The 23,372-nt window shown below is 37.8% G+C and carries 23 protein-coding genes and 1 riboswitch; all 23 genes read left to right on the top strand.

Annotation, left to right across the window (positions count from 1 at the left end; translation table 11 throughout):
• Positions 1-53 precede the first annotated feature (53 nt).
• The 23 genes from CALHY_RS11630 to CALHY_RS11515 all read left to right on the top strand — a co-directional run bounded on the left by CALHY_RS11630 (position 54) and on the right by CALHY_RS11515 (position 23,368).
• On the top strand, positions 54-749 hold the full coding sequence (locus tag CALHY_RS11630; protein ID WP_013404140.1) for an anaerobic ribonucleoside-triphosphate reductase activating protein: 696 nt from the start codon (positions 54-56) through the stop codon (positions 747-749).
• Positions 750-794: 45 nt separating this feature from the next.
• Positions 795-2,060 carry an MFS transporter gene (locus CALHY_RS11625; RefSeq protein ID WP_013404139.1) on the top strand — a complete coding sequence of 422 codons (1,266 nt, stop codon included), beginning with the start codon at positions 795-797 and terminating at the stop codon, positions 2,058-2,060.
• A gap of 106 nt (positions 2,061-2,166) precedes the next feature.
• Positions 2,167-3,150: a LacI family DNA-binding transcriptional regulator gene (locus CALHY_RS11620; protein WP_013404138.1), complete on the top strand. Its 984-nt coding sequence runs from the start codon at positions 2,167-2,169 to the stop codon at positions 3,148-3,150.
• Positions 3,151-3,244: 94 nt separating this feature from the next.
• The gene (locus tag CALHY_RS11615; RefSeq protein WP_013404137.1) at positions 3,245-4,288 is read left to right on the top strand and encodes a Gfo/Idh/MocA family protein; all 1,044 of its coding nucleotides are present in this window, start codon (positions 3,245-3,247) and stop codon (positions 4,286-4,288) included.
• 45 nt (positions 4,289-4,333) lie between these two features.
• Complete coding sequence (locus CALHY_RS11610) at positions 4,334-5,272, top strand: sugar phosphate isomerase/epimerase family protein (protein ID WP_013404136.1); 939 nt, start codon at positions 4,334-4,336, stop codon at positions 5,270-5,272.
• Between the two features lie 159 nt (positions 5,273-5,431).
• Positions 5,432-6,832 (top strand): AmmeMemoRadiSam system protein A, encoded by a 1,401-nt coding sequence (gene amrA / locus CALHY_RS11605; RefSeq protein WP_013404135.1) that lies wholly within the window; start codon positions 5,432-5,434, stop codon positions 6,830-6,832.
• A 13-nt stretch (positions 6,833-6,845) separates the two neighbouring features.
• Positions 6,846-7,694, top strand: coding sequence for an AmmeMemoRadiSam system radical SAM enzyme (gene amrS / locus CALHY_RS11600; protein WP_013404134.1), 849 nt, complete (start codon positions 6,846-6,848; stop codon positions 7,692-7,694).
• A 21-nt stretch (positions 7,695-7,715) separates the two neighbouring features.
• The gene (cdaA, locus tag CALHY_RS11595) at positions 7,716-8,573 is read left to right on the top strand and encodes a diadenylate cyclase CdaA (RefSeq protein ID WP_041723207.1); all 858 of its coding nucleotides are present in this window, start codon (positions 7,716-7,718) and stop codon (positions 8,571-8,573) included.
• A 3-nt stretch (positions 8,574-8,576) separates the two neighbouring features.
• Positions 8,577-9,815, top strand: coding sequence for a CdaR family protein (locus CALHY_RS11590; RefSeq protein WP_013404132.1), 1,239 nt, complete (start codon positions 8,577-8,579; stop codon positions 9,813-9,815).
• 34 nt (positions 9,816-9,849) lie between these two features.
• Entirely contained in the window at positions 9,850-11,631 is a 1,782-nt protein-coding gene (uvrC, locus tag CALHY_RS11585; RefSeq protein WP_013404131.1) for an excinuclease ABC subunit UvrC, read from the top strand.
• Positions 11,632-11,668: 37 nt separating this feature from the next.
• On the top strand, positions 11,669-12,604 hold the full coding sequence (gene hprK, locus CALHY_RS11580) for an HPr(Ser) kinase/phosphatase (RefSeq protein WP_013404130.1): 936 nt from the start codon (positions 11,669-11,671) through the stop codon (positions 12,602-12,604).
• A 215-nt stretch (positions 12,605-12,819) separates the two neighbouring features.
• Positions 12,820-13,602 carry a YhfC family intramembrane metalloprotease gene (locus CALHY_RS11575; protein WP_013404129.1) on the top strand — a complete coding sequence of 261 codons (783 nt, stop codon included), beginning with the start codon at positions 12,820-12,822 and terminating at the stop codon, positions 13,600-13,602.
• Between the two features lie 16 nt (positions 13,603-13,618).
• On the top strand, positions 13,619-14,005 hold the full coding sequence (locus tag CALHY_RS11570) for a GntR family transcriptional regulator (protein ID WP_013404128.1): 387 nt from the start codon (positions 13,619-13,621) through the stop codon (positions 14,003-14,005).
• A 224-nt stretch (positions 14,006-14,229) separates the two neighbouring features.
• The gene (locus CALHY_RS11565; protein ID WP_013404127.1) at positions 14,230-15,240 is read left to right on the top strand and encodes an Rpn family recombination-promoting nuclease/putative transposase; all 1,011 of its coding nucleotides are present in this window, start codon (positions 14,230-14,232) and stop codon (positions 15,238-15,240) included.
• Between the two features lie 90 nt (positions 15,241-15,330).
• Positions 15,331-15,456, top strand: a riboswitch (TPP riboswitch).
• Between the two features lie 167 nt (positions 15,457-15,623).
• Entirely contained in the window at positions 15,624-15,818 is a 195-nt protein-coding gene (gene thiS / locus CALHY_RS11555) for a sulfur carrier protein ThiS (protein ID WP_013404126.1), read from the top strand.
• A 74-nt stretch (positions 15,819-15,892) separates the two neighbouring features.
• A complete protein-coding gene (locus tag CALHY_RS11550; protein WP_013404125.1) occupies positions 15,893-16,657 on the top strand; it encodes a thiazole synthase in 765 nt (254 codons plus the stop codon).
• A 30-nt stretch (positions 16,658-16,687) separates the two neighbouring features.
• Positions 16,688-17,803 (top strand): 2-iminoacetate synthase ThiH, encoded by a 1,116-nt coding sequence (gene thiH, locus CALHY_RS11545; protein ID WP_013404124.1) that lies wholly within the window; start codon positions 16,688-16,690, stop codon positions 17,801-17,803.
• Positions 17,800-18,405 (top strand): sulfur carrier protein ThiS adenylyltransferase ThiF, encoded by a 606-nt coding sequence (thiF, locus tag CALHY_RS11540; RefSeq protein ID WP_013404123.1) that lies wholly within the window; start codon positions 17,800-17,802, stop codon positions 18,403-18,405. The genes thiH and thiF overlap by 4 nt, the downstream gene beginning before the upstream one ends.
• Positions 18,392-19,057 carry a thiamine phosphate synthase gene (gene thiE, locus CALHY_RS11535; RefSeq protein WP_013404122.1) on the top strand — a complete coding sequence of 222 codons (666 nt, stop codon included), beginning with the start codon at positions 18,392-18,394 and terminating at the stop codon, positions 19,055-19,057. The genes thiF and thiE overlap by 14 nt, the downstream gene beginning before the upstream one ends.
• A 7-nt stretch (positions 19,058-19,064) precedes the next feature.
• On the top strand, positions 19,065-20,330 hold the full coding sequence (thiC, locus tag CALHY_RS11530) for a phosphomethylpyrimidine synthase ThiC (protein ID WP_013404121.1): 1,266 nt from the start codon (positions 19,065-19,067) through the stop codon (positions 20,328-20,330).
• A gap of 42 nt (positions 20,331-20,372) precedes the next feature.
• The gene (gene thiD, locus CALHY_RS11525; protein ID WP_013404120.1) at positions 20,373-21,152 is read left to right on the top strand and encodes a bifunctional hydroxymethylpyrimidine kinase/phosphomethylpyrimidine kinase; all 780 of its coding nucleotides are present in this window, start codon (positions 20,373-20,375) and stop codon (positions 21,150-21,152) included.
• 57 nt (positions 21,153-21,209) lie between these two features.
• The gene (gene tgt / locus CALHY_RS11520; protein WP_013404119.1) at positions 21,210-22,283 is read left to right on the top strand and encodes a tRNA guanosine(34) transglycosylase Tgt; all 1,074 of its coding nucleotides are present in this window, start codon (positions 21,210-21,212) and stop codon (positions 22,281-22,283) included.
• Positions 22,284-22,453: 170 nt separating this feature from the next.
• Positions 22,454-23,368, top strand: a complete 915-nt coding sequence (locus CALHY_RS11515; RefSeq protein WP_013404118.1) for a glycoside hydrolase family 130 protein — start codon at positions 22,454-22,456, stop codon at positions 23,366-23,368.
• The last annotated feature ends 4 nt before the right edge of the window (positions 23,369-23,372 follow it).

Below are 23,372 nucleotides of genomic sequence, written 5' to 3'. Positions count from 1 at the left end.
GCGGTTTTGCTCAAAGAATATATCAAGAAATTATTTAAAAGGAGATACAGGGTATGCTTGTTGATTTTATGAAAATATCAACCGTTGACTATCCAAAAAAAATTGCAGCTACTTGTTTTTTCGGTGGCTGCAATTTTTCGTGCCCTTTTTGCTACAACTCAGATCTTGTGAATTTCAAAGGAAGCTTTATGGATGATAGCATCTTTTTTGAATATTTGGACAAAAGAAAAGGCATAGTTGACGCTGTCTGTATTACAGGTGGAGAGCCAACTTTGAATGAAGAGTATTTAACTGAGTTTATAAAGAAAATAAAAAATCGTTCATTACTTGTCAAACTTGACACAAATGGTTCAAGACCGGAGGTTTTACAAAGGCTTTTAGATGCTGGTCTTCTTGACTATGTCGCAATGGACGTAAAAGCCCCGCTTGAAAAGTACCCCCAGATCACAGGTTTTTCTGACGTTGACAAAATCAGAAGATCAATAGAGATATTGAAAAATTCAAATATTGATTATGAATTCAGAACAACAGTGAACAAAAACCTTCATACAGTTGAGGATATATTAAATATTGCAAGGCTTTTAAAAGATAGCAGACTTTATGTCATAAAACCTTATAAATACACACCTGAAGTTTTAGATGAAAAAATAAGCGGAAATAAGGATTTGGAGATGGAGTACTTGCAGGAGATTTATAATCGGGCAAAACAGGAAGGTATCGACAACATCAAAATTGGTGGCAAAGTCTGAATTTTTTGCTATTTATAGCGGTTTTACACATACGAGGTGATTTTTATGACAAGGATCAAGGCACAGCTGCAGCAGATGGTTTTAGCATTCAAAGAGATAAATCCAAACGCTAAAAAGATCCTATTTTTTGAGCCCATTTTCACTATTCCATATGCCATGTTTATCATCTACTCCTCACTTTACATGACAAGAGTGGGAGTAAAGGATTACCAGATAGGACTGCTGTCAACAGTGCTGAATTTGGTGATGCTTATCACATCACCCTTTGCAGGACTGCTTGTAAACAAATTTGGACGCAAAAAGGTTTTGCTTATTGGCGATTTTCTGTCGTGGTGCGTGTATGCATATATATTTTTCTTTGCCAAGGATTTTACATGGTTTTTAATTGCTACCGTCTTTAACGGACTTATGAGAATTCCTGAGCTTGCATGGCGACTTCTTTTAATGGAAGATGCAACCGAAAACGAAAGAGTAGCAATCTATTCTGTGACTGTATTTGTGTGGAATATGGGTAACCTTTTTGCACCTTTAATGGGCGTTCTTGTTGCAAGGTTTGGCTTGGTACCTGCAACTAAATGGACAGTCCTTGCGTTTGGTATTCTGGTAAATATACTCATTGTGGTAAGACATCTTGTGACATCTGAGAGCTCTGTGGGTCAAAAGCTTGTGCAGGAAAATTCTGATAGCAATAATAATGGTTTTTCTGAGTGGTTTGACAGTTTAAAGTATATGTTCAGAAACAGGCAACTTCTACTGATTGTACTTGTCACCATATTTGGCAACGTTGCCCTGATATTCAGAGACACATATAAAAATATATACTTGAGTGAAGCTTTGCATTATCCAGATAGCATAATTTCGGTGTTTCCTACGCTATGGAGTGCGGTGGCACTTATATTTGTAATATTTTTAATCCCGAATCTGAAAGAACAAAAACATGACACTGTCCTTTTTTGGGGAATGCTTTTAATTACTGTCTCGAATGCTTTAATTTTGGTTGCCCCACCCGGAACGTTTGGTTTTATTTTGATGATAATTGTAACAGTACTTGGCAGCATAGGAGCTGCAGTATATTATTCTTTTGTTGATGCTATCTTGGCAAATTCTGTTGATGATGCTAGAAGAGCGCATGTCCTGTCAATTACAATGTTTTTGATTTCTCTTTTTTCAATGCCTGTTGGTGCAATAGCCGGGCAGTGTTATACCTTTTCAAAGAGTTTGCCTTTTGTACTTGCTACAATCTTTACCCTTTTGTGCACAGTTTTGATTTTCTTCAAGGTAAGAATAAGAAGAGCCCAAGAAAGACAGTAGCTTGACGTTATTGTTCGGATATAATTCAAAATAATTACAAATGTTGCAAGGACATTGCCAAAGGTATAGAATAAAAAACAGAAGTAAAATCATCTGGGGGTGTAAAATGCCAACAGTCAAAGATGTTGCCCAAAGAGCTGGTGTTTCTGTTGCAACAGTTTCAAGGGTGCTGAATAATTCAGAAAAGGTCTCTGAACAAACGCGACAGAAGGTTTTAAAGGCGATAGAAGAACTGGGATTTAAGCCTAATCTTCTTGCAAGAAACTTCCGAAAAGACAAGTCGAATCTGATATTAGTTATACTTCCTACAATTGCTAATGCATACTTTGCGCGTGTTGTTAAAGGTATTGAGGATACTGCTCGAAAAAATGGTTATGGAATACTTCTTTGCACAACACAAAACAGCCCTGAGATTGCAGCTGAGTATTTAAAACTTATAGAAAAAAAACAGGTTGATGGGGCGATAATTGCATCTGCAAAGATTGAGATTGATTTTTGCAAAGATCTTGATACAAGAAGGATTGTTCAGGCATGCGAGTTTTATCCTTTTTTGGACACTTCATTTGTGACAATAGACCACAAAAGAGCGTTTTATGACGTTGTAGACTACCTTATAAAAAAAGGCAAAAAAAATATTCTATGCGCAATTGGAAACGAAGACATCCCCTCTGAGTTTGAAAGGAAAGAAGGATACAGAAAAGCTCTTGAAGAAAATGGACTTCAGTTTAGAGAAGAGAATGTCATAAGATGCAGCTATGGCTGGACAGAGCTTTATGAGAAACTAAAAAATCTTTGTTGTCTTAAAAAATACGATGCAATTGCCTGCTCTTCAGATTTGATGGCAGTTGGGGCAATAAAGGCTGCCAAAGCTCTGGGGCTTAAAGTCCCTGATGAGTTTTCTGTGACAGGTTTTGACAATATCATGATGTCAAGATTGTATGAGCCTTCAATCACAACAGTTGCACAGCCTATGTATTCAATAGGCGAGAAGGCAGCCCAGATTTTAATTGATACACTTGAAAGTCCAGGTGCTTTTGAAAAACAAAAAATAATACTTCCTCATGAGCTCAAGACAAGAGAGTCTGCCTGAGGGTTATTTTTTATTCTTAAACCATTGTAATTGATTACACTATGAGTTATAATATCTTATGTAATCAATTACACTATTGAGGAGGCAGGGAAAATTGAAAAAGCTAAAACTTGCTATAATCGGATGCGGTTCAATCACAAGGCACAGGCATGCGCCGGAGGCAAAGCAAAATCCCGATGTTGATCTTGTTGCTGTATGTGACAGAAATTTTGACCGTGCAAAAGCCATTGCTGAAAAGTTTAAAGTTGAAAATGTCTATGATGATTATGAAAAGATGCTAAGAGAAATAAAACCTGATGCAGTAGTGGTTGCAACGCCAAATTATCTTCATGCTGATGCTACTATAAAAGCTTTAAAAGAGGGTGCTCATGTTCTTTGTGAAAAGCCAATGGCAACAAAAGAAGATGAGTGCAGAATGATGGTAGAGACTGCAAAAGAGATGGGCAAGTTTTTGATGATTGCTCACAACCAGAGGTTCAATGAAGCCCACAAAAAGGCAAAAGAGGTAATACAAAGCGGTGAGCTTGGGAAAGTGCTGAGTTTTAAAACAACCTTTGGTCATGGCGGACCTGAGAGCTGGAGCTCAGACAAGCCCGATACATGGTTTTTCCACAAAGAAGCAGCAAGCTTTGGAGCTATGGGCGACCTTGGCGTTCACAAGATTGACCTTATGAGATTTTTGCTTGGTGAGGAGTTTGTTGAAGCAGCTGCGTTTGTTACAACTCTTTCCAAGAAGTATCCAAATGGTCAGCCAATTGACGTTGACGACAATGCAGTCTGCATTTTAAAGACACAGAGCGGCGCGATTGGGACTTTAACTGCTTCATGGACTTACCCGGGAAGTGAGGATAACTCAACTGTAATCTACTGTGAGAAAGGTTCAATTACACTTTACGCAGACCCGAAATTTTCGATGATAATAAGATATGCAAACGGTCAAAAAGCATATTTTGAGCTTGACACAATGCAGACAAATGAAAGACAAACAAAATCAGGTGTTTTAGACGAATTTATTGATTGTATCTTGACAAACACACCACCCAAAATTTCTGGGGAAGAAGGCTTAAAGACCATGAAGGTTGTGTTTGCATGTTTTGAGTCAGCAAAGACTGGCAGAATTGTAAGGATTGATTATTAAGCATTGGTCCAAATTCTAAAGATGGAAAGGGGAGCAAACTATAGCATGAAACTTGGGTTTTTAACAGCCTGCCTTCCAAAACAAAGTCTTGAAAATCTTGTTGTGTGGGCAAAAAATATTGGTTTTGAGATGCTGGAGGTTGCTTGCTGGCCTGTAAAAAATACAAGAGACTACTCTAGCACAACCTTGGATGTTATAAAGCTTACAAGAGACGAAGCAGAAAGAATAAAAAAACTTTTTGAGCAGAACAATATGCAAATTTCTTCTCTTGCATACTATGACAACAACCTGCACCCTGACCTTGTGATAAGAAAATCTTACCATGACTATTTAAAAAAGGTGATTGATGCAGCGAATCTTCTTGGTGTAAAGTATGTTGGCACATTTGTTGGCAGAAACTACAACAAGACTATTAAAGAAAACTTTGATGAGTTTGAGATTGTCTTTAGAGAGATTTTGGAGTATGCAAAGTCAAAAAATGTTTCTATTATAATAGAAAACTGCCCTATGCCAGGCTGGAACCCAAATGGTGGATGGACGGGTACAATCTCATATTCACCTGAACTTTGGGAAGAGATGTTTTCAAGGCTTCCGTATGACAACTTTGGTTTGAACCTTGACCCGTCACACCTTCTTTGGCTTGGTATTGACCCTGTTTCGGTCATAAAAGAATTTAAAGACAAAATATTCCATGTCCATGCAAAGGATACTCAGATTTTGAAAGACAAGCTCAATAAATATTCCATTTTTGGTAGCCAGATTCAAAGAAAAAATGAATGGGATATGGGATATTGGGTGTACAGAATGCCAGGTCGTGGCGAGATTGACTGGAAAGCATTTTTGAAAGAGCTAAAACAAAACGGCTATAACTTTGTTGTAAGCATAGAACATGAAGACCCAGAATTTGAGGGGACTGAAGAAAAAGTAAAAGAGGGACTAAGGCTTGGTTTTGAATATTTAAAGGGCATCTTGAACGAAATTTAGCAAAAACCATTTTCTTTGAACGGTCGGGAGTAAAATTTTGCCGGCCGTTTTTATTTTGTAACAACTTTTTAATATTGGAGTAGTAGAAGCAGGCATAAAAAAAGGGTAAAATATTATATATGAAAATCTTAAAAAAATCAAAGTAAGGGGCAGGCAAAAATGGTAGGATATTTGCTTCCGCATCCACCAGTGCTTATTCCCGAAATTGGCAGAGGCGATGAGAAAAGATGTCAGGCAACTTTGGATGCTTTGGAAAAAGTGGCATGCGAGATAGCTGAGTATAAGCCTGAGGTTATAGTCATAATATCGCCGCATGCGCCTGTGTTTTCAGATGCTTTTTTCTTAAATGATAAACCAGAAATTGGTGGAAGCCTTGCAAGATGGGGTGTATATGGAATTGAATTTAGGTTTAAAAATAACCTTGAGATAGTTCAAGACATAGCAAAAATGTGTAGCCAGGAAGGGTTGACGGTTGGGTTTGTGTCAGACAAAATTCAAAAAAGATATGGCGTTTCGCGAGATCTTGACCATGGCGCGTTAGTTCCGCTTTATTTTATCACCAAAAAGTATAAAGACTTTGAGCTTATACACACAGCTTACTGTATGCTTGATGATATAAAGCTTTATAAATATGGAATGATACTCAGAAGAGCAGTCGAAAAACAAGGGAAAAGAGGCTTGATTGTAGCTTCAGGTGACCTTTCGCACAAACTCTCTTACGATGGACCTTACGGGTTTGCAAAGGAAGGACCAGAGTTTGACAGACTTTTGGTTGAGCTTTTACAAAGTAGCAACACACGCGCACTTTATGACATAGACCCTGAGCTTTCAGAGAAGGCGGCAGAATGTGGTTTTAGGTCCATAAAGGTTTTGCTTGGAGCATTTGAGGGGTATGAGATAGAATCCAAGGTTTATTCGTATGAAGGACCTTTTGGCGTTGGATACTGTGTTGCTGCCTTTTACCAGAAAGGGGAAGCATGCTCTTCTTTGTTTGATGAGATAGTGAAAAAAAGAGAAGAGAGACTAAAGAGAATAAGAGAAAATGAAGATGAGTATATAAGACTTGCAAGAGAAAGCTTAGAATACTATGTAAGACACCGCAGGTATTTGGACTATATACCGGAGTATGTCACAGAAAGAATGCTAAAAGAGAAGGCAGGAGTTTTCGTGTCAATCAAAAAGGATGGGAATTTAAGAGGCTGTATAGGCACAATTTTCCCGACACAGGAGAACATCGCAAAAGAGATAATCAGAAACGCTGTTGCAGCAGGGTTTCACGACCCGAGGTTTGAAGAGGTCACCGAAGATGAGCTTGACAGTCTTGTGTATGATGTTGATATTCTAAGCCCACCTGAGAAGGTAAACTCGAAAGACCAACTTGACCCTAAAAAATATGGGGTTATTGTGAGAAAAGGGACAAGGCAAGGGCTTTTGCTTCCTGACCTTGAAGGTGTTGACACGGTTGAAGAGCAGCTCAGGATCGCCTGCAGAAAAGCAGGAATTGACTATGAAAGTGAAGATTTTGAGATAGAAAGGTTTACAGTTGAAAGACACAAGTAAGGGAAGATGGCAGATGGTTGAGGCAAGATATTATGAAAAGCTTGAAGGCAAAAAAGTCAGATGCAAGCTCTGTCCGCATGGTTGTATTCTACCACAGGGCAGTACAGGTTTTTGCAGGGCAAGAAAAAATGTTGATGGCATTCTGTATTCGCTAAACTATGGCTATATCTCTTCGATTGCATTTGACCCTATAGAGAAAAAACCTCTTTATCATTTTTATCCGGGGTCAAGCATACTCTCTGTAGGAACGTTTGGGTGTTCGTTTAGATGCCTTCACTGTCAGAACTTTGAGATTTCCCAGCTAACTCCAAATGTGTTCGAGGTTGAGACTGAAAAGCTAATTGCTCTTGCTAAAAAAGACCCAAAATGCATCGGTATTGCTTTTACTTACAATGAACCCACCATCTGGTTTGAATATGTAATGGATGTGGCAAAAGCTTTTAAACAGGAAGGGCTAAAGACTGTGCTTGTTACAAACGGATATTTGAACGAGGAGCCGCTCAATGACCTTCTTGAAGTGATAGATAGTGCTAACATTGATGTGAAAGCTTTTAATGAGGAGTTTTATAAAAAGGTTTGCAGCGGGGATTTGGAATCGGTAAAAAGGTTTGTTGAGATCTGCGCTAAAAAGATTCATATTGAAATAACAACACTCATTATTCCAACGTTAAATGATAGGGATGAAGAAATAGAAAATCTTGCAAAGTGGATTGCCTCAATTGATGATAGAATTCCGCTGCACCTTACAAGATATTTTCCAAGATACAAGATGACTCTTCCACCAACACCAAAGGAGACATTAATGAGACTAAGAGAGGTTGCTAAAAAGTATCTTGTAAATGTGTATCTTGGTAATATTTAGAAAATAGTGGGGGAGAAAGGTTTGTTGAAAGATTTTTCTTTTTATCTTCAGGAGTTTTTGAGAAATGTGACGCTTATAAGAATAACACCGTTTGATATTATTGACATTGCAATTGTGTCGTTTGTGATATACAAAATAATTGTGTGGATAAAAGACACAAGAGCGTATCAGCTCATAAAAGGGATAGCGGTGCTGATTGTTATTACACAGGTGAGCAAGTGGCTGAGTCTTAATGTCATAAACTGGCTTTTGACGAATACACTATCTTACGGTGTTTTGGCGCTTTTGATAGTTTTCCAGCCAGAGCTGAGACGTGCTTTAGAGGAGATTGGAAGAAGCAAAATCTGGGGCAAGTTTTTGTGGCTTGGCCCTGATGAGGAAATGGCAATAAAGTGGCAAAACAGCGTTGAAGAGATCATAAAGGCTGTGATGTATCTTTCCAAAAACAAGATTGGTGCATTGATTGTTGTCGAAGGTCAGACCAAAATAGGGGATATTATCAACACAGGGATTATAATTGATTCAGAGATTTCATCCCAGCTTTTGATAAATATATTTATTCCAAACACCCCACTTCATGATGGCGCAGTGATTATAAGAGATGGGAAGATAAAAGCGGCTGCATGTTTTTTGCCTCTATCCGAGAATAGATACATAAGCAAAGAACTTGGAACACGACACAGAGCGGCACTTGGGATATCCGAAAACTCTGATGCAACAGCAATTGTTGTATCAGAAGAGACAGGGATTATTTCTGTTGCGTACAATGGTGGGCTTACAAGAAACTTAGGACCTGAGGCCTTGAGGAAGATACTTCTCAGGCCTTTGAAGCAAGAAAAAGAGAAGAATGGGCTAAGTATTTTTAAGTGGAGGCGTTAGAGTTTGAAAAAGATTACGATAAAAAAACCAAAAGACGACAATTTCTGGCTTAAGATAGTTTCAATTTTGATTGCAATTGTTCTGTGGTTCTATGTAAATAGCATTATAAATCCTATAAAGAAAAGAGAGATAATTATTCCCATTAGATACAACGTTGCAACTTTGTCAAAAGGCCTTGTGATGACAGAAGCTGATGCAAAAGAGGTAAGAATAGTTATAAGCGGTACACAGGATGAACTTAGCAAGGTTGACGAAAAGAATATCCAAGCAATGGTAGATTTTTCTGATATAAGACAGACAGGAGAAGTAAAACTTCCAGTAGCTATCCAGAATCCTTACCACAGGATTAACATTGAGAGTGTGTATCCCAAAAATGTTACGGTATCTATTGACAATCTTGTGACAATCCAGAAAGATGTTTCTGTTGAGATAAACGGAAATCCCAAGAAGGGTTATATTATAAATAATTATCAGGAAGAGCCTAATGTGATAAGCATAAAAGGTGCTGAGAGTGATATAAAAGAGATTTCAAAATGCATAGCCCAGCTGAACCTGAGCCTTAACGACAGGTCGTTCAAAGCGTCTGTCCCTGTAAAGGTGATAGATTCAAGGGGAAAAGACATAACATCGCTTTTTGACCTGTCCCAAAAGAGCATAGATGTGTATGTGGAGATACTCAAAACAAAGCAAGTGCCCTTGAGTGTCAAGTTTAAAGGTAGTCTTCCACCCAGTAAAGTTATCTCAAAGATAATTTTAAAACCTTCTACAATCAATATAGCAGGAAAAGAAGAAGACATAAACTCAATAAATGAGATTGTTGTAGGGACTATTGATACAAAGATGCTTGACAATGTTTCAACATTCCAATTTGACTTTAGTCTTCCAAAGAATATAAAGTCTTTAGATAATGTAAAACAAGTTACAATCACCATATACACAGATTCAGTTGTTGAGAAACCTATCAATATACCTATTGAAGTGAGAGGACTATCACCAGGGCTTGTTGCAAAACTGAGTCCTGACAAGGTAAAAGTAGCACTCAAATACTACCAAAGTGTGCAAAATTCTATAGATTTTAATTCTTTGAAGGCGTATGTGGATGTTTCAAATCTGACGAAAGGGAGTTATGACCTTCAGGTGTTGGTTGAAAAGCCCGAAAATATTAAAGAGTTTGAAGTCTTTCCCACTTACATAAAAGTGGAGATTTCAGAAAATAATCAAACTAAAACTCAATCTCAGTAGAAAATGCTATGTAGCCAGAAGAGGAGATGACCTGATGCTGCTTGAAGAAAAGTTTTCTAATCTTCCAACATCGCCAGGGGTTTATATAATGAAGGATGAAAATGGAAATGTTATATATGTTGGCAAGGCTGTAAACCTCAAGAATAGAGTCAGACAGTATTTTCAAAACTCTCAAGATATGCCTCCAAAGACACGGCTTATGGTAAGAAAAATAAAAGATCTTGACTATATTGTGACAGACAACGAGGTAGAAGCTTTGATTTTAGAGTGCAACCTAATAAAAGAATATAGGCCTAAGTACAATGTTCTTTTGAGAGATGACAAAAACTACCAGTATATAAAGATAACAAACGAGATGTTTCCACGGCTTGTGACAACAAGAAAAGTTGAAAAAGACGGCAGCCGTTATTTTGGTCCGTATGTCAGCGGATATTCTGTAAAGCAGACGGTTGAGCTACTCAAGAGTCTTTTTATGCTCAGGACTTGCAAGAAAAAGTTCCCTGACCAGCTTGGCAAGGGCAGACCCTGCCTTAACTTTCATATAGAAAAGTGTCTTGGTGTGTGCAAGGGAGATGTATCAGAAGAAGAATACCAAAAGCTGGTTGAGAGAGCTGTAAAGGTTTTGAGCGGCAAGGGCGATGAGATTGTTGAAGAGCTTAAGACAAAGATGTTTGAATATGCCGAAAATCTAATGTTTGAAAAGGCGCAGGAGATAAAAAATAAGCTTTCAAGTCTGGAGAGAATAATCACAAAACAGAAAGTCATTTATGCAGATGACAGAAGTGAAGATGTTATAAACTTTGCAAAAGACCACACACACATTGCAATTGTTGTTCTGATTATCAGAAATGGCAAGCTTATAAACAAGGAAGAGTTTGTTTTGAAAGCCGATGAGGACACATTTGAGAGATTTTTAGAACAGTACTACTCTGATGTTGTATCGCTGCCAAATGAAATCATAATTCCTCACAGAATAGAAAATGCTGATAATATTGAAAAGATGATAGAAAAACTTTATGGCTTCAAAGTGAAAGTAACTGTTCCAAAACAAGGTGAAAAAAAGCAGCTTCTTGACATGGCAAAAAAGAATGCAGAGATTTCTCTTGCTAACAGGCAAAGAGTAGATGATGTTTATGCTGAGGCGCTTTTAACTCTTAAAAATATCCTTGGACTTGAAAACGAAATTGAAAAGATAGAAAGTTACGACATTTCCAACATTGCAGGTGCTGACAATGTAGGGACCCTTGTTGTGTTTGAGGATGGAAGGTTCAACAAAGAATTTTACAGGAAGTTCAAAATAAAAGGATTTGAGGGCCAGGATGATATAAGAAGCGTCAAAGAGGTTTTGACAAGAAGATTCACAAACTTAGAAAAGCATGGGAGAATTCCTGATTTGATATTGATTGATGGTGGACAAAATCAGGTCAATGCTGCATTAGAGGTTTTGAACACTTTGGGATTTTCTATTCCTGTTGCTGGCATGGTAAAGGATGATAGGCACAAAACAAGGGACTTGATTTACAATGGTAAAGAAGTAGGTATTCAAGAGTATCCGCTTGTGTATAAACTTATATATGCTATTCAAGAAGAGACGCACAGGTTTGCAGTGAAGTTTCACAGAGAAGTTAGAAAGAAGCATCTGTATGAGTCAATTTTAGATGAAATAGAGGGAATAGGAGAGAAGAGGAAACTCAAGCTCTTTAGGACTTTTGGGTCAATTGACAATTTGCGAAAGGCAAGCATTGAAGAGATTGTAAAAGCAGCTGACATTCCATATGAGGTTGCTTTGAAGATAAAAGAAAAGATTGGAGTATAAAAATAAATTGACGTAGAAAGAAAGGTGTGGGTACAAATTGTTCTACACGACAGTTGGCAAAATAATAAAAGAGCTCAATTTAGAGTGTTTGACAGAAATCAGTGGCATTGAAGAGAGAAAAATAAAGGATATGAACTTGAATAGACCCGCTTTGCAGCTTATGGGGTTTTTTGAGTATTTTGATGAGCAAAGGGTTCAGATAATAGGAATCTCTGAGATGGCGTATTTGAAGACCATGACACAGACACAGCGAAGAGACGCAATTGAAAGACTTTTTCAGCGAAATATCCCGTGTGTGATAATTACCTCAAACCAGGAACCTTTTGAGGAGTTTTTGGAATTTTCAAAAAAGTATGGTGTTCCTCTTCTTCGCACTCAAGAGGTTACGACAAGGTTCATGACAAATTTGAGCACTTTTTTGACACACGAACTTGCACCAAGGATAACCCGCCATGGCACGCTTGTAAATGTGTATGGTGAAGGTGTTTTGATGCTTGGCGAAAGTGGGGTTGGGAAAAGTGAGACAGCCCTTGAACTTGTAAAAAGAGGGCACATTCTTGTTGCCGACGATGCAGTTGAAATTCGAAAGGTTTCTGAAAAGACACTTGTCGGTGAAGCACCCGAGATTATAAGGCATCTTATCGAAATTCGAGGGATTGGGATACTGGATGTCAAAAACCTGTTTGGTGTTGGCTGCGTCAAGGAGTCCGAAAGAATTGACCTTGTGATCCAGCTTGAAACATGGAAACAGGGCAAGGAATATGAACGACTTGGTCTTCATGACCAATACATAGAGATTTTGGGGATAAAAGTACCGACGCTTGTGATTCCTGTACGACCCGGCAGAAATCTTGCCATCATTGTTGAGGTTGCAGCAATGAACAACAGACAAAAGAAAATGGGCTACAACGCAGCAAAAGCCCTCACAGAAAGACTTCAAAAACAGATGAGCAGAGGAAACGGATCTGAATAAAAAAAAGCTAATAAAGAGAAAAACAGATTTTAAAAGAGGTAAAAATAGTAAATCTAAAGACCAATGAAAAGAAAAACTTCTGGGAATAACTTTTAGGGCTTTTGCATATTCAGGTAGACTGAGTCAAAAGCCCTCTTTTTTATTTTTTTGACAATTAAAGCCTATGTGTTATATAATATATATAACACATATAACCTAGAAAGAGGTGCTTTGTTTTGGTATCTAATCTCAAAATCATATTTATGTGTATTACACTTCTTCTTTCAGTGGGCTTGCCTGTTGTGCTGGCTGTGATTGTTTTAAAGAAGTACTCAGGAGTTTTGAAATCAATTTTAATAGGAGCATTAATATTTTTCGTTTCTCAGGTTGTTCTGAGAATTCCAATACTTCAGATTTTGTCAAAGCAAAGTTACTTTGTAGAATTTTCTAAGCATTACATTGTATACTCTCTCTTTTTGGGTCTGACAGCTGGGATTTTTGAGGAGGTTGGTAGATACGTTGGTTTTAGAGGGTTTTTAAAAGATAGGCTAAACTATCAAAACGGTCTTGCTTATGGGATTGGACATGGTGGGATTGAATCAATCTTGCTTGTTGGGATAGCCTATATAAATAACATTGTGTATTCTTTTTTAATTAATTCTGGCAGTTTAGATATTCTTTTAAAAGGCAAAGTTTCTCCTGAGGTAATTAAGTCTATAAAAAGTGCACTTATTGAAACACCTGCTTCGACATTTCTTCTTGCTGGTTTTGAAAGAGTTTTCACAATGGCAATTCAGATTGCTCTTTCGCTTTTGGTTCTGGTGGCTGTTAAAAGAAAGAGGCTGTGTTATCTTGCTTTTGCAATATTGCTTCACACAATCATTGATGCCCCTGCTGCATATATGGCATTAATAAAAGTTAATATATTTGCTATTGAGTTTATGGTTTTGCTATGGGCTGTGTTGAGCTTGGTCTACATCATAAAGTGGAAAGACATTCATAGAATACAAGAAAGCTAAAAGGGCTGAAAGCGAGATGTTTATAAAAATTGACTTTACCTCTGACATGCCAATTTATGAGCAAATAAAGAACCAAATAATAGAGGCAGTAGCAAGAGGAGAACTTCAAAATGGCGATAGCCTTCCTTCTATCCGAGACCTTGCAAGCGAAATTGGCATCAACATGCACACAGTGGCAAAGGCATATAATGAGTTAAAGGATATGGGACTTATTGCTATTAACAAAAAGCATGGGGCTTATATTGCTGTGAGCAAAGGTTATAATAAGGAGTTTTTAAATGAGATAATAGAAGAAGTTACTCCAATTGTTGCAAAAGCCATTTGCAAGGGTATGAATAAGAATGAATTGATAAGGTTGATTGAAACTGTTTTTGATAGTTTTGGGGGAAGGGAAGATGGATGAAAAAGGCGGGTTGGTGGATTTGGCTGGGATATAAACTACGCAAAGCCGCTTGGCAAGTTCATAGGGTTTTTAATAATTGTTATTTTGGTTGCAGTGGTAGTTGTGAGTTTGGTTTTGATTTGATTTTCTCTGATTTATGTTTACGTTAAGATGTGGTATAATAATACTGTAACGATTGATTTCGCTCTTCTGTAAAATTTGATTACTAAGGAGAATTAGTTAAAATGGACAATGAAAACAAGGAAAAACTTCCTGCAAAAGAGCATGATTCCACTTTTAAACTTCTTTTTGAAAATCCTAAGGATGTTTATCTTTTGGTGAGCAAAATTATAAACTATAGTTGGGCGAACGAAATACGTGAAAGCTCAATTGAAATAAAAAAGACAAACTACATTACAAAGGAATTTTCGCAAGTAGAAGCAGATGTTGTAGCAAAAGCAAGGCTAAAAGACAGAGATGTATATTTTTATATATTGATAGAAAATCAATCAACTGTAGCAAAGGATATGCCTGAAAGGTTATTACGATATATGATTTCTATATGGGCAGAGGAAATACGAAATGGTGTTGAAAAACTGCCAGCTATTATTCCTATTGTAGTTTACAATGGGCTTGATAGAAGATGGGAAGTACCAACAGATATAATTGGAGCATTTGATATTTTCAAAAATGATATTTTCAAGTATAAAGTTGTAGATATCGCTCAAGTTGACATTAAAAGTTATTTGGAAAAGGAAGATGTTTTAACACCAATAATTTTCTATTTGGAACAGGTGAGGAATGACAGTAATGAATTAATTCGCAGATTACAAGAAATTGATCAAAGCTTAAAGAAGCTGAGTTTTAATAATATCGAAAGGTTTTTGCTATGGTCACAGCATGTTATAAGACCAAGATTAGGTGAGAAACAAAAGGAAGAATATGACAAGATTGTTGAGAGAGTAAAGCAAAAGGGGGTGGAGCTAATGGGTGAGTTTGTGTCAAATGTGGCAAGACTTTTGGATGAAACAAAAACAAAAGAGTTTTTGGCAGGAGTCCAACAAGGGATTCAACAAGGGATTCAACAAGGAATTCAACAAGGAATTCAACAAGGAATTCAACAGGGTATCCAGCAAGAAAGGATAGAGACTGCAAAAAGAATGATTCAGTTAGGAATTTCATACGATGTCATATCCAAGGCGACCAACCTAAGTATTGAAGAGATTGAAAAAATAGCGCAAGAGAAAATTAACTGAGGTCCAAAACAACTTAAGAAGCTTTATGCAAAGAATTTTCTTGCACAATATATCCAAGAGTGCTATACTAAAAAGTGAAAACTGAATATAGTGGTTTTAAGGGGGAGCTGAGCGGGGCAAAGCTCGGCTGAGAGTAGGCACTAAAAAATCCCCGTGCCTTGACCCTTTGAACCTGATCCGGGTAATGCCGGCGAAGGGAAGAAAAATGCAAAAAATAAAAGCCTTTAATGCTATAAAGTCCGGCATTAAAGGCTTTTTATTTATAAAGTGTTATTCAGACGCGAACAAAAAAAGAAGCTGCCGGCAACAGGCAGCTTTTTGTTTTAAGTGCACTTTTGAGACACTTTTTAGCTTACAAAAAGCTTGTAGGGTAGGTGAGAACTTTGCTTATAAGAGTAAATGACAAAGAAATGGAGTTTTGCGGGAACATCTTAGATCTTGTGCTGAGTTTAAATCTAAATCCTAAGACCTGTGCAGTTTTGGTAAATGGCGAGATTGTAAAGAAAAATGATTGGGAAAGTTTTGTTTTAAAAGATGGTGACTATGTTGAGATTGTAAGCTTTGTTGGCGGCGGCTAAAAAAATTAAAAAATCATACCAAAACAACCATGCTACAAATCCATCACAAAAATTACAAAGAAAGGTGATGCTGTATGTTTGAAATAGGCGGCAAGATGTTAAAATCAAGGCTTTTTGTTGGAACAGGTAAACTTCCTGACTATAGCCTAATTGAAAAGATGTACTATGAAGCTGGCATTGAAGTTTTTGCTGTGGCTGTTCGGCGAATAGGTCCTAACACTAAGCATATAAAAAATGTTTTAGAGTACATTCCAAAAGATGCCACAATTATGGTAAACACATCAGGTGCGCAAGACCACAAAGAAGCAGTAAAGATTGCCATGATTGGGAGAGAACTTACAAATTCTGACTGGGTAAAGGTTGAGATTGAAAAGGATACAAAGTATCTCTTTCCAGACAACTATGAGACGCTAAAAACTTGTGAAATCCTTGTGAAAGAGGGTTTTAAGGTATTTCCTTACATCTACCCAGACCTCAATATTGCAAAAGAGCTGGAACAAATTGGAGTTGAGGCTGTCATGCCGCTTGGCTCGCCAATTGGAACAAACAAAGGGATTGGTTGTGAAGTGCTTTTAAAACCTATTATCAACGAGGTCAAAATTCCTGTGATAATTGATGCAGGGATTGGAAGACCATCTCACGCAGCACAGGCAATGGAAATGGGAGCAGATGCTGTTTTAATTAACACTGCAATTGCAACGTCAGCTGATCCTCTTAAGATGGCAATAGCGTTTGCAAAGGCAGTTGAGGCAGGAAGACTTGCCTTTGAGGTTGGAATTTTGAAAGAGTATGAGTATGCTCAGGCATCATCACCTTTGGAGGATTTTATAAGCGGCTAAAAATTTTTTAAAAAAGAAGGTGCTGTCAAAATGGTCAGCTTTTTAAAAGAGGCAGAAGAACTTTTTGAGGAGTACAAAGACTATATCCCTACTCACAGGGAAATTTGCGAGATTTTAGATAAGGAGTTTTTGACAAAAGAGGATTTGGCAAAGCTTTTGAACGTCAGCAGTAAAGAGGATATAATGCTTATGGCAAAGAAAGCTCAAAAGCTTACACGCGAGAATTTTGGCAGAGTTATTCTTCTGTATGCTCCGCTCTACATTGCAAATTATTGCCAAAACAGTTGTGTTTACTGTGGATTTTCATGCAGGAAAAAGTATAAAAGAGAAAAGCTGAGCTTTGAAGAGATTGAAAATGAACTTAGAAAAATGAAAGAAGAGGGGATTGACTCTGTTATAATTCTCACAGGCGAGGACAGAATTAACTCTTCGGTTGAATACATTGAAAAAGCATGTAGAATCGCAACCGACTTTATGTCAGAGGTCTCAATTGAAGTGTATCCTCTTTATGAAGAAGAGTACAAAAGGCTATCAAGCATTGGCGTTGTTGGAATTACTATGTACCAAGAGACATATCAAAGAGAAGACTATGATAAGCTTCATCCATTTGGACCAAAAAAAGACTTTGAATTCAGGCTAAATGCACCTGAAAGAGCATTAAAAGCTGGATTTCATGAGGTGTGTGTAGGTCCACTTTTGGGACTTTCTCACCCCAAAAAAGATGTTTTGTGTGCAATACTTCATGCAGAGTACCTGCTTGACAAGTTTCCAAAAGCTGAAATTTCAATTTCATTCCCAAGATTCAGAAGCGCTGGCACAGACTTTATACCATCGTACACTGTCTCAGACAAGGAATTTATCAAATTTTTGATCATTGCAAGGCTATATCTTCCAAGGGTTGGAATTGTGGTGTCAACCAGAGAAAGGCCTTCTCTTCGTGATGCTTTGATTGATGTTTGCATAACCAAGATGTCAGCAGGTTCTAAAACAACAGTTGGTGGGTATGCAGAAGAAAAAGATGAAGATGCTGAGGCTCAGTTTGAGGTAGAAGATAGAAGAAGTGTATCTGAGGTTGTAGATGTTATAATTAAAAAAGGACTTCGACCCGAGTTTACAAACTGGGTAAAGGGTGTGAAAAGTATATGAGCTTATTTGACCTTATGCTGAAAAACTACTTTGATGAAAAGATGCTTGAAAAACTCTCAAAAGTAAAGATTCTTGTCATTGGCTGTGGCGGGCTTGGTTCTAACATTGCAGTGATGCTTGTAAGAAGTGGCGTTAAAAACCTTACAATTGTTGACTTTGACAAGGTAGATATTTCAAATCTCAACAGGCAAAACTATTTCTTCTATCAGACAGGGCAGGAAAAAGTGTCAGCGCTCAAAGACATTCTTGAGAAGATAAATCCATATGTAGCTATAAAAGCTATAAGTATGAAGATTGATGAGTCAAATATAGATGATTTGATTTTACAGCATGACATAATTGTTGAGGCGGTTGACAATGAGCAGACAAAAATGCTCATCTTCAAAAAAGCATATGATCATGGCAAGAAAGTTGTTTTAGCCTCAGGCGTTGCAGGGTTTGGCGATTGTGAAAATATCAAAATAAAGCGTGGCAAGAACTTTTCAGTTGTGGGCGATTTTGTGACATCAATAAATGAGAAAAAGCCTCTTGCACCAAAGGTAATGGCAGTTGCCGCAATGCAGGCAGATGAGGTTTTGAGGATGGTGAGTGAGCTTGAATAAAGAAGAGAAGCTGCAGCTTTTTAAAAACTACAACATCTATGGCCTTACTGCTGAAAAGTTTTCAAATGGAAGGTCGAATATAGAGGTTGTAAAAGCAATGCTTGATGGTGGAATCAGAATAATCCAGTACAGGGAAAAGTACAAAAGCCTGAATGAAAAATATGAAGAGTGTCTGCAAATCAGAAAACTTACCAAGCAGTATAGTGCGCTTTTGATAGTCAACGACCATGTGGACCTGTGCCAGATGGTTGGGGCAGACGGTGTTCACTTGGGGCAGGAAGACTATCCAGTAAAAGAGGTAAGAAAAATCTTAGGAGAAGACTTTATAATCGGTGTTACAACCCATACAAAAGAACAAGTTGAAAAAGCAGTTGAAGATGGAGCTGACTATATTGGTTTGGGTCCTGTGTTTCAGAGCTTTACAAAGGACAAGCCACATCCGCCGATTGGCCTTGAGATGGTCAGCTGGGCAGCTACGTACTGCAAGATACCTTTTGTTGTAATAGGTGGAATAAAAGAGCACAATCTAAAAGATGTGCTTGAGGCGGGTGCAAAGTGCGTCAGCCTTGTGACAGAAATTGTAGGTAGTGATGACATTTCACAAAAAATAAAAAGGCTTTGGGATATTATAAAAGAGTTTGAAAGGAGCTGATTTTATGATGAAAACCCAGATGACATATGCAAAAGAAGGAATATTTACACGCGAGATGGAACTTGCAATCCAAAATGAAGAGATAGATAAAGAAGAATTCTTGCAAAAGGTTGCAGAGGGCAAGATTGTCATACCTGCAAACAGAAACAGAAAAAGAGACAAATACTTTCCAATTGGAGATGGAACATATGTAAAAATCAATGTAAATATTGGCGTGTCTGAAGCATGTCCGAATTTTGATATAGAGGTTCAAAAGCTTGAACTTGCTAAAAAATTTAATGTTGAATCTGTGATGGATTTGTCAAGCGGGCTTGATGCTTCAAACTTCAGAAGATACATTCTTCAAAACTATGACTTTATAGTAGGAACAGTTCCAGTTTACCAGGTTGCTTCAAGGCATGACGACATTACAAAGGTTGACAGCAAAGAGTTTATAGAAGAGATTGAAAGACAGGCAGAAGAAGGAGTTGACTTTTTCACAATACATGCAGGAATTACAAGAAGGACTTTGGAGAGGTTTGAAAAAAATGAGCGTCTGCTCAAGATTGTCTCAAGAGGCGGAGCACTTCTTTATAAATGGATGATGGCAAACGGAAAAGAGAATCCTTTGTATGAGCATTTTGATGAGATTTTGAAGATATGCAAAAAACATGATGTTACAATCAGCCTTGGCGATAGCCTAAGACCAGGTGCGGTGGCTGATGCAACAGACGCGCTGCAGATAGAAGAGCTTATAAACCTTGGCGAGCTTACAAAAATGGCTTGGAAAGAGGATGTTCAGGTGATAATAGAAGGGCCAGGGCACATGAGAGCAAATGAGATTGCAGCAAACATGGTAATTCAAAAAAGGCTTTGCCACGGCGCACCGTTTTATGTTTTAGGACCTCTTACAACAGACATTGCAGCTGGGTACGACCATATATCAGGTGCGATGGGGGCACTCATTGCAGCTTTAAATGGAGCAGATTTTCTGTGCTATGTTACACCTGCTGAACATTTGAGACTTCCATCTTTAGATGATGTCAAAGAAGGGATTGTTGCGTTCAAAATTGCAGCGCACAGTGCAAATATAGCAAAAGGTTTTAAAAAGCCACTTGAAAAGGATATTGAGATGTCAGTAGCAAGAAGAGACCTTGATTGGGAAAAGATGATAAGCCTTTCGGTTGACCCTGAGAAGGCAAGAGAATACAGAAGTAGTTTCTCTTCTGATACATGTTCAATGTGTGGAAGACTGTGTGCTGTGAAAAATTCAAGAGATGAAGCTATTTTGTAAAAATAGTAGCATGTTTCTTAAAAAGGAGATGAAAGTAGAAAGATGAAAAAAGTACTTATAATTGCCGGGTTTGACCCGTCAGGTGGTGCAGGTGTTTTGCTTGACGCAAAAGTTGTGAGGGCGCTGAATGGTTATGCAACATCTGTAGTAACATCTTTGACAGTCCAGGATACTCAAAGGGTCTATGACTTAAAACCCATAGACCCTCATTTTTTTGAGTATCAGCTTCAAAAAGTGGTTGAAGATATAAAGCCAGACAGTGTCAAGATTGGACTTTTAGGAAGTTCTGAGATAGCAGTTGTTGTACTGAGAAACTTAAAAAGGTACAATCTTAAGAACATTGTGTGTGACCCGGTTTTGAGATCTACAAGCGGTTTTGAGTTTTGTAAAAGTGAGTTTATAGAATTTTTAAAATATGAGTTTTTCAAAGCTTGTGATGTAATAACACCCAACAAAAACGAGGCAGAAGTCATTTTTGATGTGGAAATTAAAAATTTTGATGAAGATGTTCTAAGCAGTATTCAAGAAAGAATGAAGAAGATGGGTATAAGATCATGTATCCTAAAAGGTGGTCATCTTGATGGCGAGCTTGCAGAGGATGTTTTGATAACTAAAAGTGGAATTTTTAGAGTATATGCAAAAAAACAAGGCTTTACAGATGACATTCACGGGACTGGCTGTGCATTTTCGACTGCATTTGCCACTTTCCTTGCAAAGGGATATAATATGTATGATGCGTTGAAAAGTACCAAAGAGTATGTTTCAAACCTAATATATAAGTCTATAAAAATCGGAAATGGGAAGCTCATTTTAAATCCATAAGTTTTTATTATCCTAAAAATATTTCTGAGCATTTTTACAGGAAGGGGCAAGGAAAAAGTGGCAATAAAGTTTGAACTAATCAAAAAGAGCAAGAAATCAAATGCAAGACGAGGAAGGCTCTATACACCCCACGGAGTGATTGAAACACCCGTTTTCATGCCAGTTGGCACTCAAGCAACAGTCAAGGCTATAATGCACAGAGACCTATACGAGATGGGTACACAGATAATCTTGGCAAACACATATCATCTTTATTTAAGACCAGGGATAGATGTTATAAAAGAAGCAGGTGGGCTTCACAAGTTCATGAACTGGCAAAAACCAATTTTAACCGACAGTGGCGGGTTTCAGGTGTTTTCACTCAGCAAGCTAAGAACTATAACAGAAGATGGGGTTGAGTTTAGATCACACATAGATGGTTCTCGGCACTTTTTCACACCTGAAAAGGTGATTGAGATTCAGAATATCCTTGGTTCAGATATAATAATGGCATTTGATGAGTGTGTACCATACCCTTGTGACCATGAGTATGCAAAGTGGGCTTTAGAGAGAACAGCAAGATGGCTCAAAAGATGCAAAGCTCATCACAAAAACACAGAAAATCAGGCACTGTTTGGGATAGTACAAGGCTCAACTTACAAGGACTTGAGAATAGAGAGTGCAAAGCGCACAGTTGAAGAAGACCTTCCCGGCTATGCGATAGGCGGGCTTTCTGTCGGCGAGCCAAAAGAGCTCATGTATGAGATGATAGAGGTACTTCACCCAATTTTGCCAGAGGACAGGCCACGATACCTCATGGGTGTTGGAACACCAGACTGCTTGTATGAATCTGTCATTCGCGGTGTTGACATGTTTGACTGCGTGTTTGCAACCCGCACTGCAAGAAACGGCACAGTTTTCACAAAAGAAGGACGAATGATTATCAAAAACGCTCAGTATGCAAAGGACTTTAGACCCATAGAAGAAGACTGTGACTGTTACACTTGCCAGAACTTCACAAGAGCGTATTTGAGACACCTGATTAAGGCTGAGGAGATCCTTGGGGCAATCCTTCTTTCCATCCACAACGTCAGGTTTTTACTAAGGTTCATGGAGAAGCTGAGAAAGGATATTGAAGAGGATAGGATATAAATAGAATTTATTTAAAGGGGAATGTTCCCCTTATTTTTTTGTGCATTATTACCATGTAGATAAATTTATTTTTTACTATAAGTCAATTGATTTTGACGTTACAAAACTATATAATTAAAGTAAAAAGCAAATATCAGTTTTAAATCTTTTGGATACAAAGGAGGATGGATTTGTTTAAGTTAAAAAGACTATCGCAAAAGCCAATATTAGAACCAATTTCAACAAATGCTTGGGAATCAAAGGCTGTTTTCAATCCAGGTGTAATTTACCATAATGGATATGTTCATTTATTTTACAGAGCATGTAACAACACTTTTGAAGCTCTTTCGTTTCCTCAACCTCAACAGGATTATAAATTTGTCTCTTCGATAGGATATGCAAAAAGTAAAGATGGGATTAATTTTGAAAGGATGCCACTGCCTTTACTTCAAGGACAAGGAGAACAAGAAGCTTGGGGGATGGAAGACCCACGTATAACTTATCTTGATGGCAAGTTTTATATGGTTTATACGGCTTTTGGCGGAAGGAGTTGGAATGATATTAGAATTTCTCTAATTACATCACCAGATCTTCTCAATTGGACAAATGAAAGAAAAGTTCTTCTTGATGAGCCTAATAAAGATGGTGCTTTGCATCCAGAAAAAGTAAAAGGAAGATATATGCTCTATCATAGACGTCCTCCTTCTATCTGGGTGGCTTTTTCAGATGACCTTGTACATTGGCAAGATCACAAGATCATCATGATACCTCGAGAGGGCAAATGGGACAGTTACAAAATAGGCATAGCAGGTCCACCCATTTTAATAGAAGATGGATGGTTATTGATTTATCATGGAGTTGATGAGAAAAAAACATATAGGTTAGGGGCAGCTCTTTTGGATAGGGAAGATCCTACTAAAGTTTTGGCGCGTCAAGAAGAACCTATTTTGGAACCTGAACTTGAATGGGAGAGAAAAGGTCTTGTACCGAATGTGGTGTTCAGTTGTGGACAGTGTATAATTGATGGGATGTTGCTTGTTTATTATGGAGCATGTGATACATGCATAGGAGTTGCTGGAATTGAAATAGAAAAGATAAAGTTTTAGTCAA

Origin of the sequence: Caldicellulosiruptor hydrothermalis 108 (assembly GCF_000166355.1) — a bacterium.
Taxonomy (GTDB): Bacteria; Bacillota; Thermoanaerobacteria; order Caldicellulosiruptorales; family Caldicellulosiruptoraceae; genus Caldicellulosiruptor; species Caldicellulosiruptor hydrothermalis.
Note: the sequence above shows the minus strand (reverse complement) of the source record. Positions and strands in the feature narration are given on the sequence as shown.

Coding starts and splice junctions, on each gene's coding strand:
- CALHY_RS11630 (WP_013404140.1), top strand. CDS start 54: ATGCTTGTTGATTTTATGAAAATATCAACCGTTGACTATCCAAAAAAA.
- CALHY_RS11625 (WP_013404139.1), top strand. CDS start 795: ATGACAAGGATCAAGGCACAGCTGCAGCAGATGGTTTTAGCATTCAAA.
- CALHY_RS11620 (WP_013404138.1), top strand. CDS start 2,167: ATGCCAACAGTCAAAGATGTTGCCCAAAGAGCTGGTGTTTCTGTTGCA.
- CALHY_RS11610 (WP_013404136.1), top strand. CDS start 4,334: ATGAAACTTGGGTTTTTAACAGCCTGCCTTCCAAAACAAAGTCTTGAA.
- amrA (WP_013404135.1), top strand. CDS start 5,432: ATGGTAGGATATTTGCTTCCGCATCCACCAGTGCTTATTCCCGAAATT.
- amrS (WP_013404134.1), top strand. CDS start 6,846: ATGGTTGAGGCAAGATATTATGAAAAGCTTGAAGGCAAAAAAGTCAGA.
- uvrC (WP_013404131.1), top strand. CDS start 9,850: ATGCTGCTTGAAGAAAAGTTTTCTAATCTTCCAACATCGCCAGGGGTT.
- CALHY_RS11570 (WP_013404128.1), top strand. CDS start 13,619: ATGTTTATAAAAATTGACTTTACCTCTGACATGCCAATTTATGAGCAA.
- CALHY_RS11565 (WP_013404127.1), top strand. CDS start 14,230: ATGGACAATGAAAACAAGGAAAAACTTCCTGCAAAAGAGCATGATTCC.
- CALHY_RS11550 (WP_013404125.1), top strand. CDS start 15,893: ATGTTTGAAATAGGCGGCAAGATGTTAAAATCAAGGCTTTTTGTTGGA.
- thiH (WP_013404124.1), top strand. CDS start 16,688: ATGGTCAGCTTTTTAAAAGAGGCAGAAGAACTTTTTGAGGAGTACAAA.
- thiF (WP_013404123.1), top strand. CDS start 17,800: ATGAGCTTATTTGACCTTATGCTGAAAAACTACTTTGATGAAAAGATG.
- thiC (WP_013404121.1), top strand. CDS start 19,065: ATGAAAACCCAGATGACATATGCAAAAGAAGGAATATTTACACGCGAG.
- thiD (WP_013404120.1), top strand. CDS start 20,373: ATGAAAAAAGTACTTATAATTGCCGGGTTTGACCCGTCAGGTGGTGCA.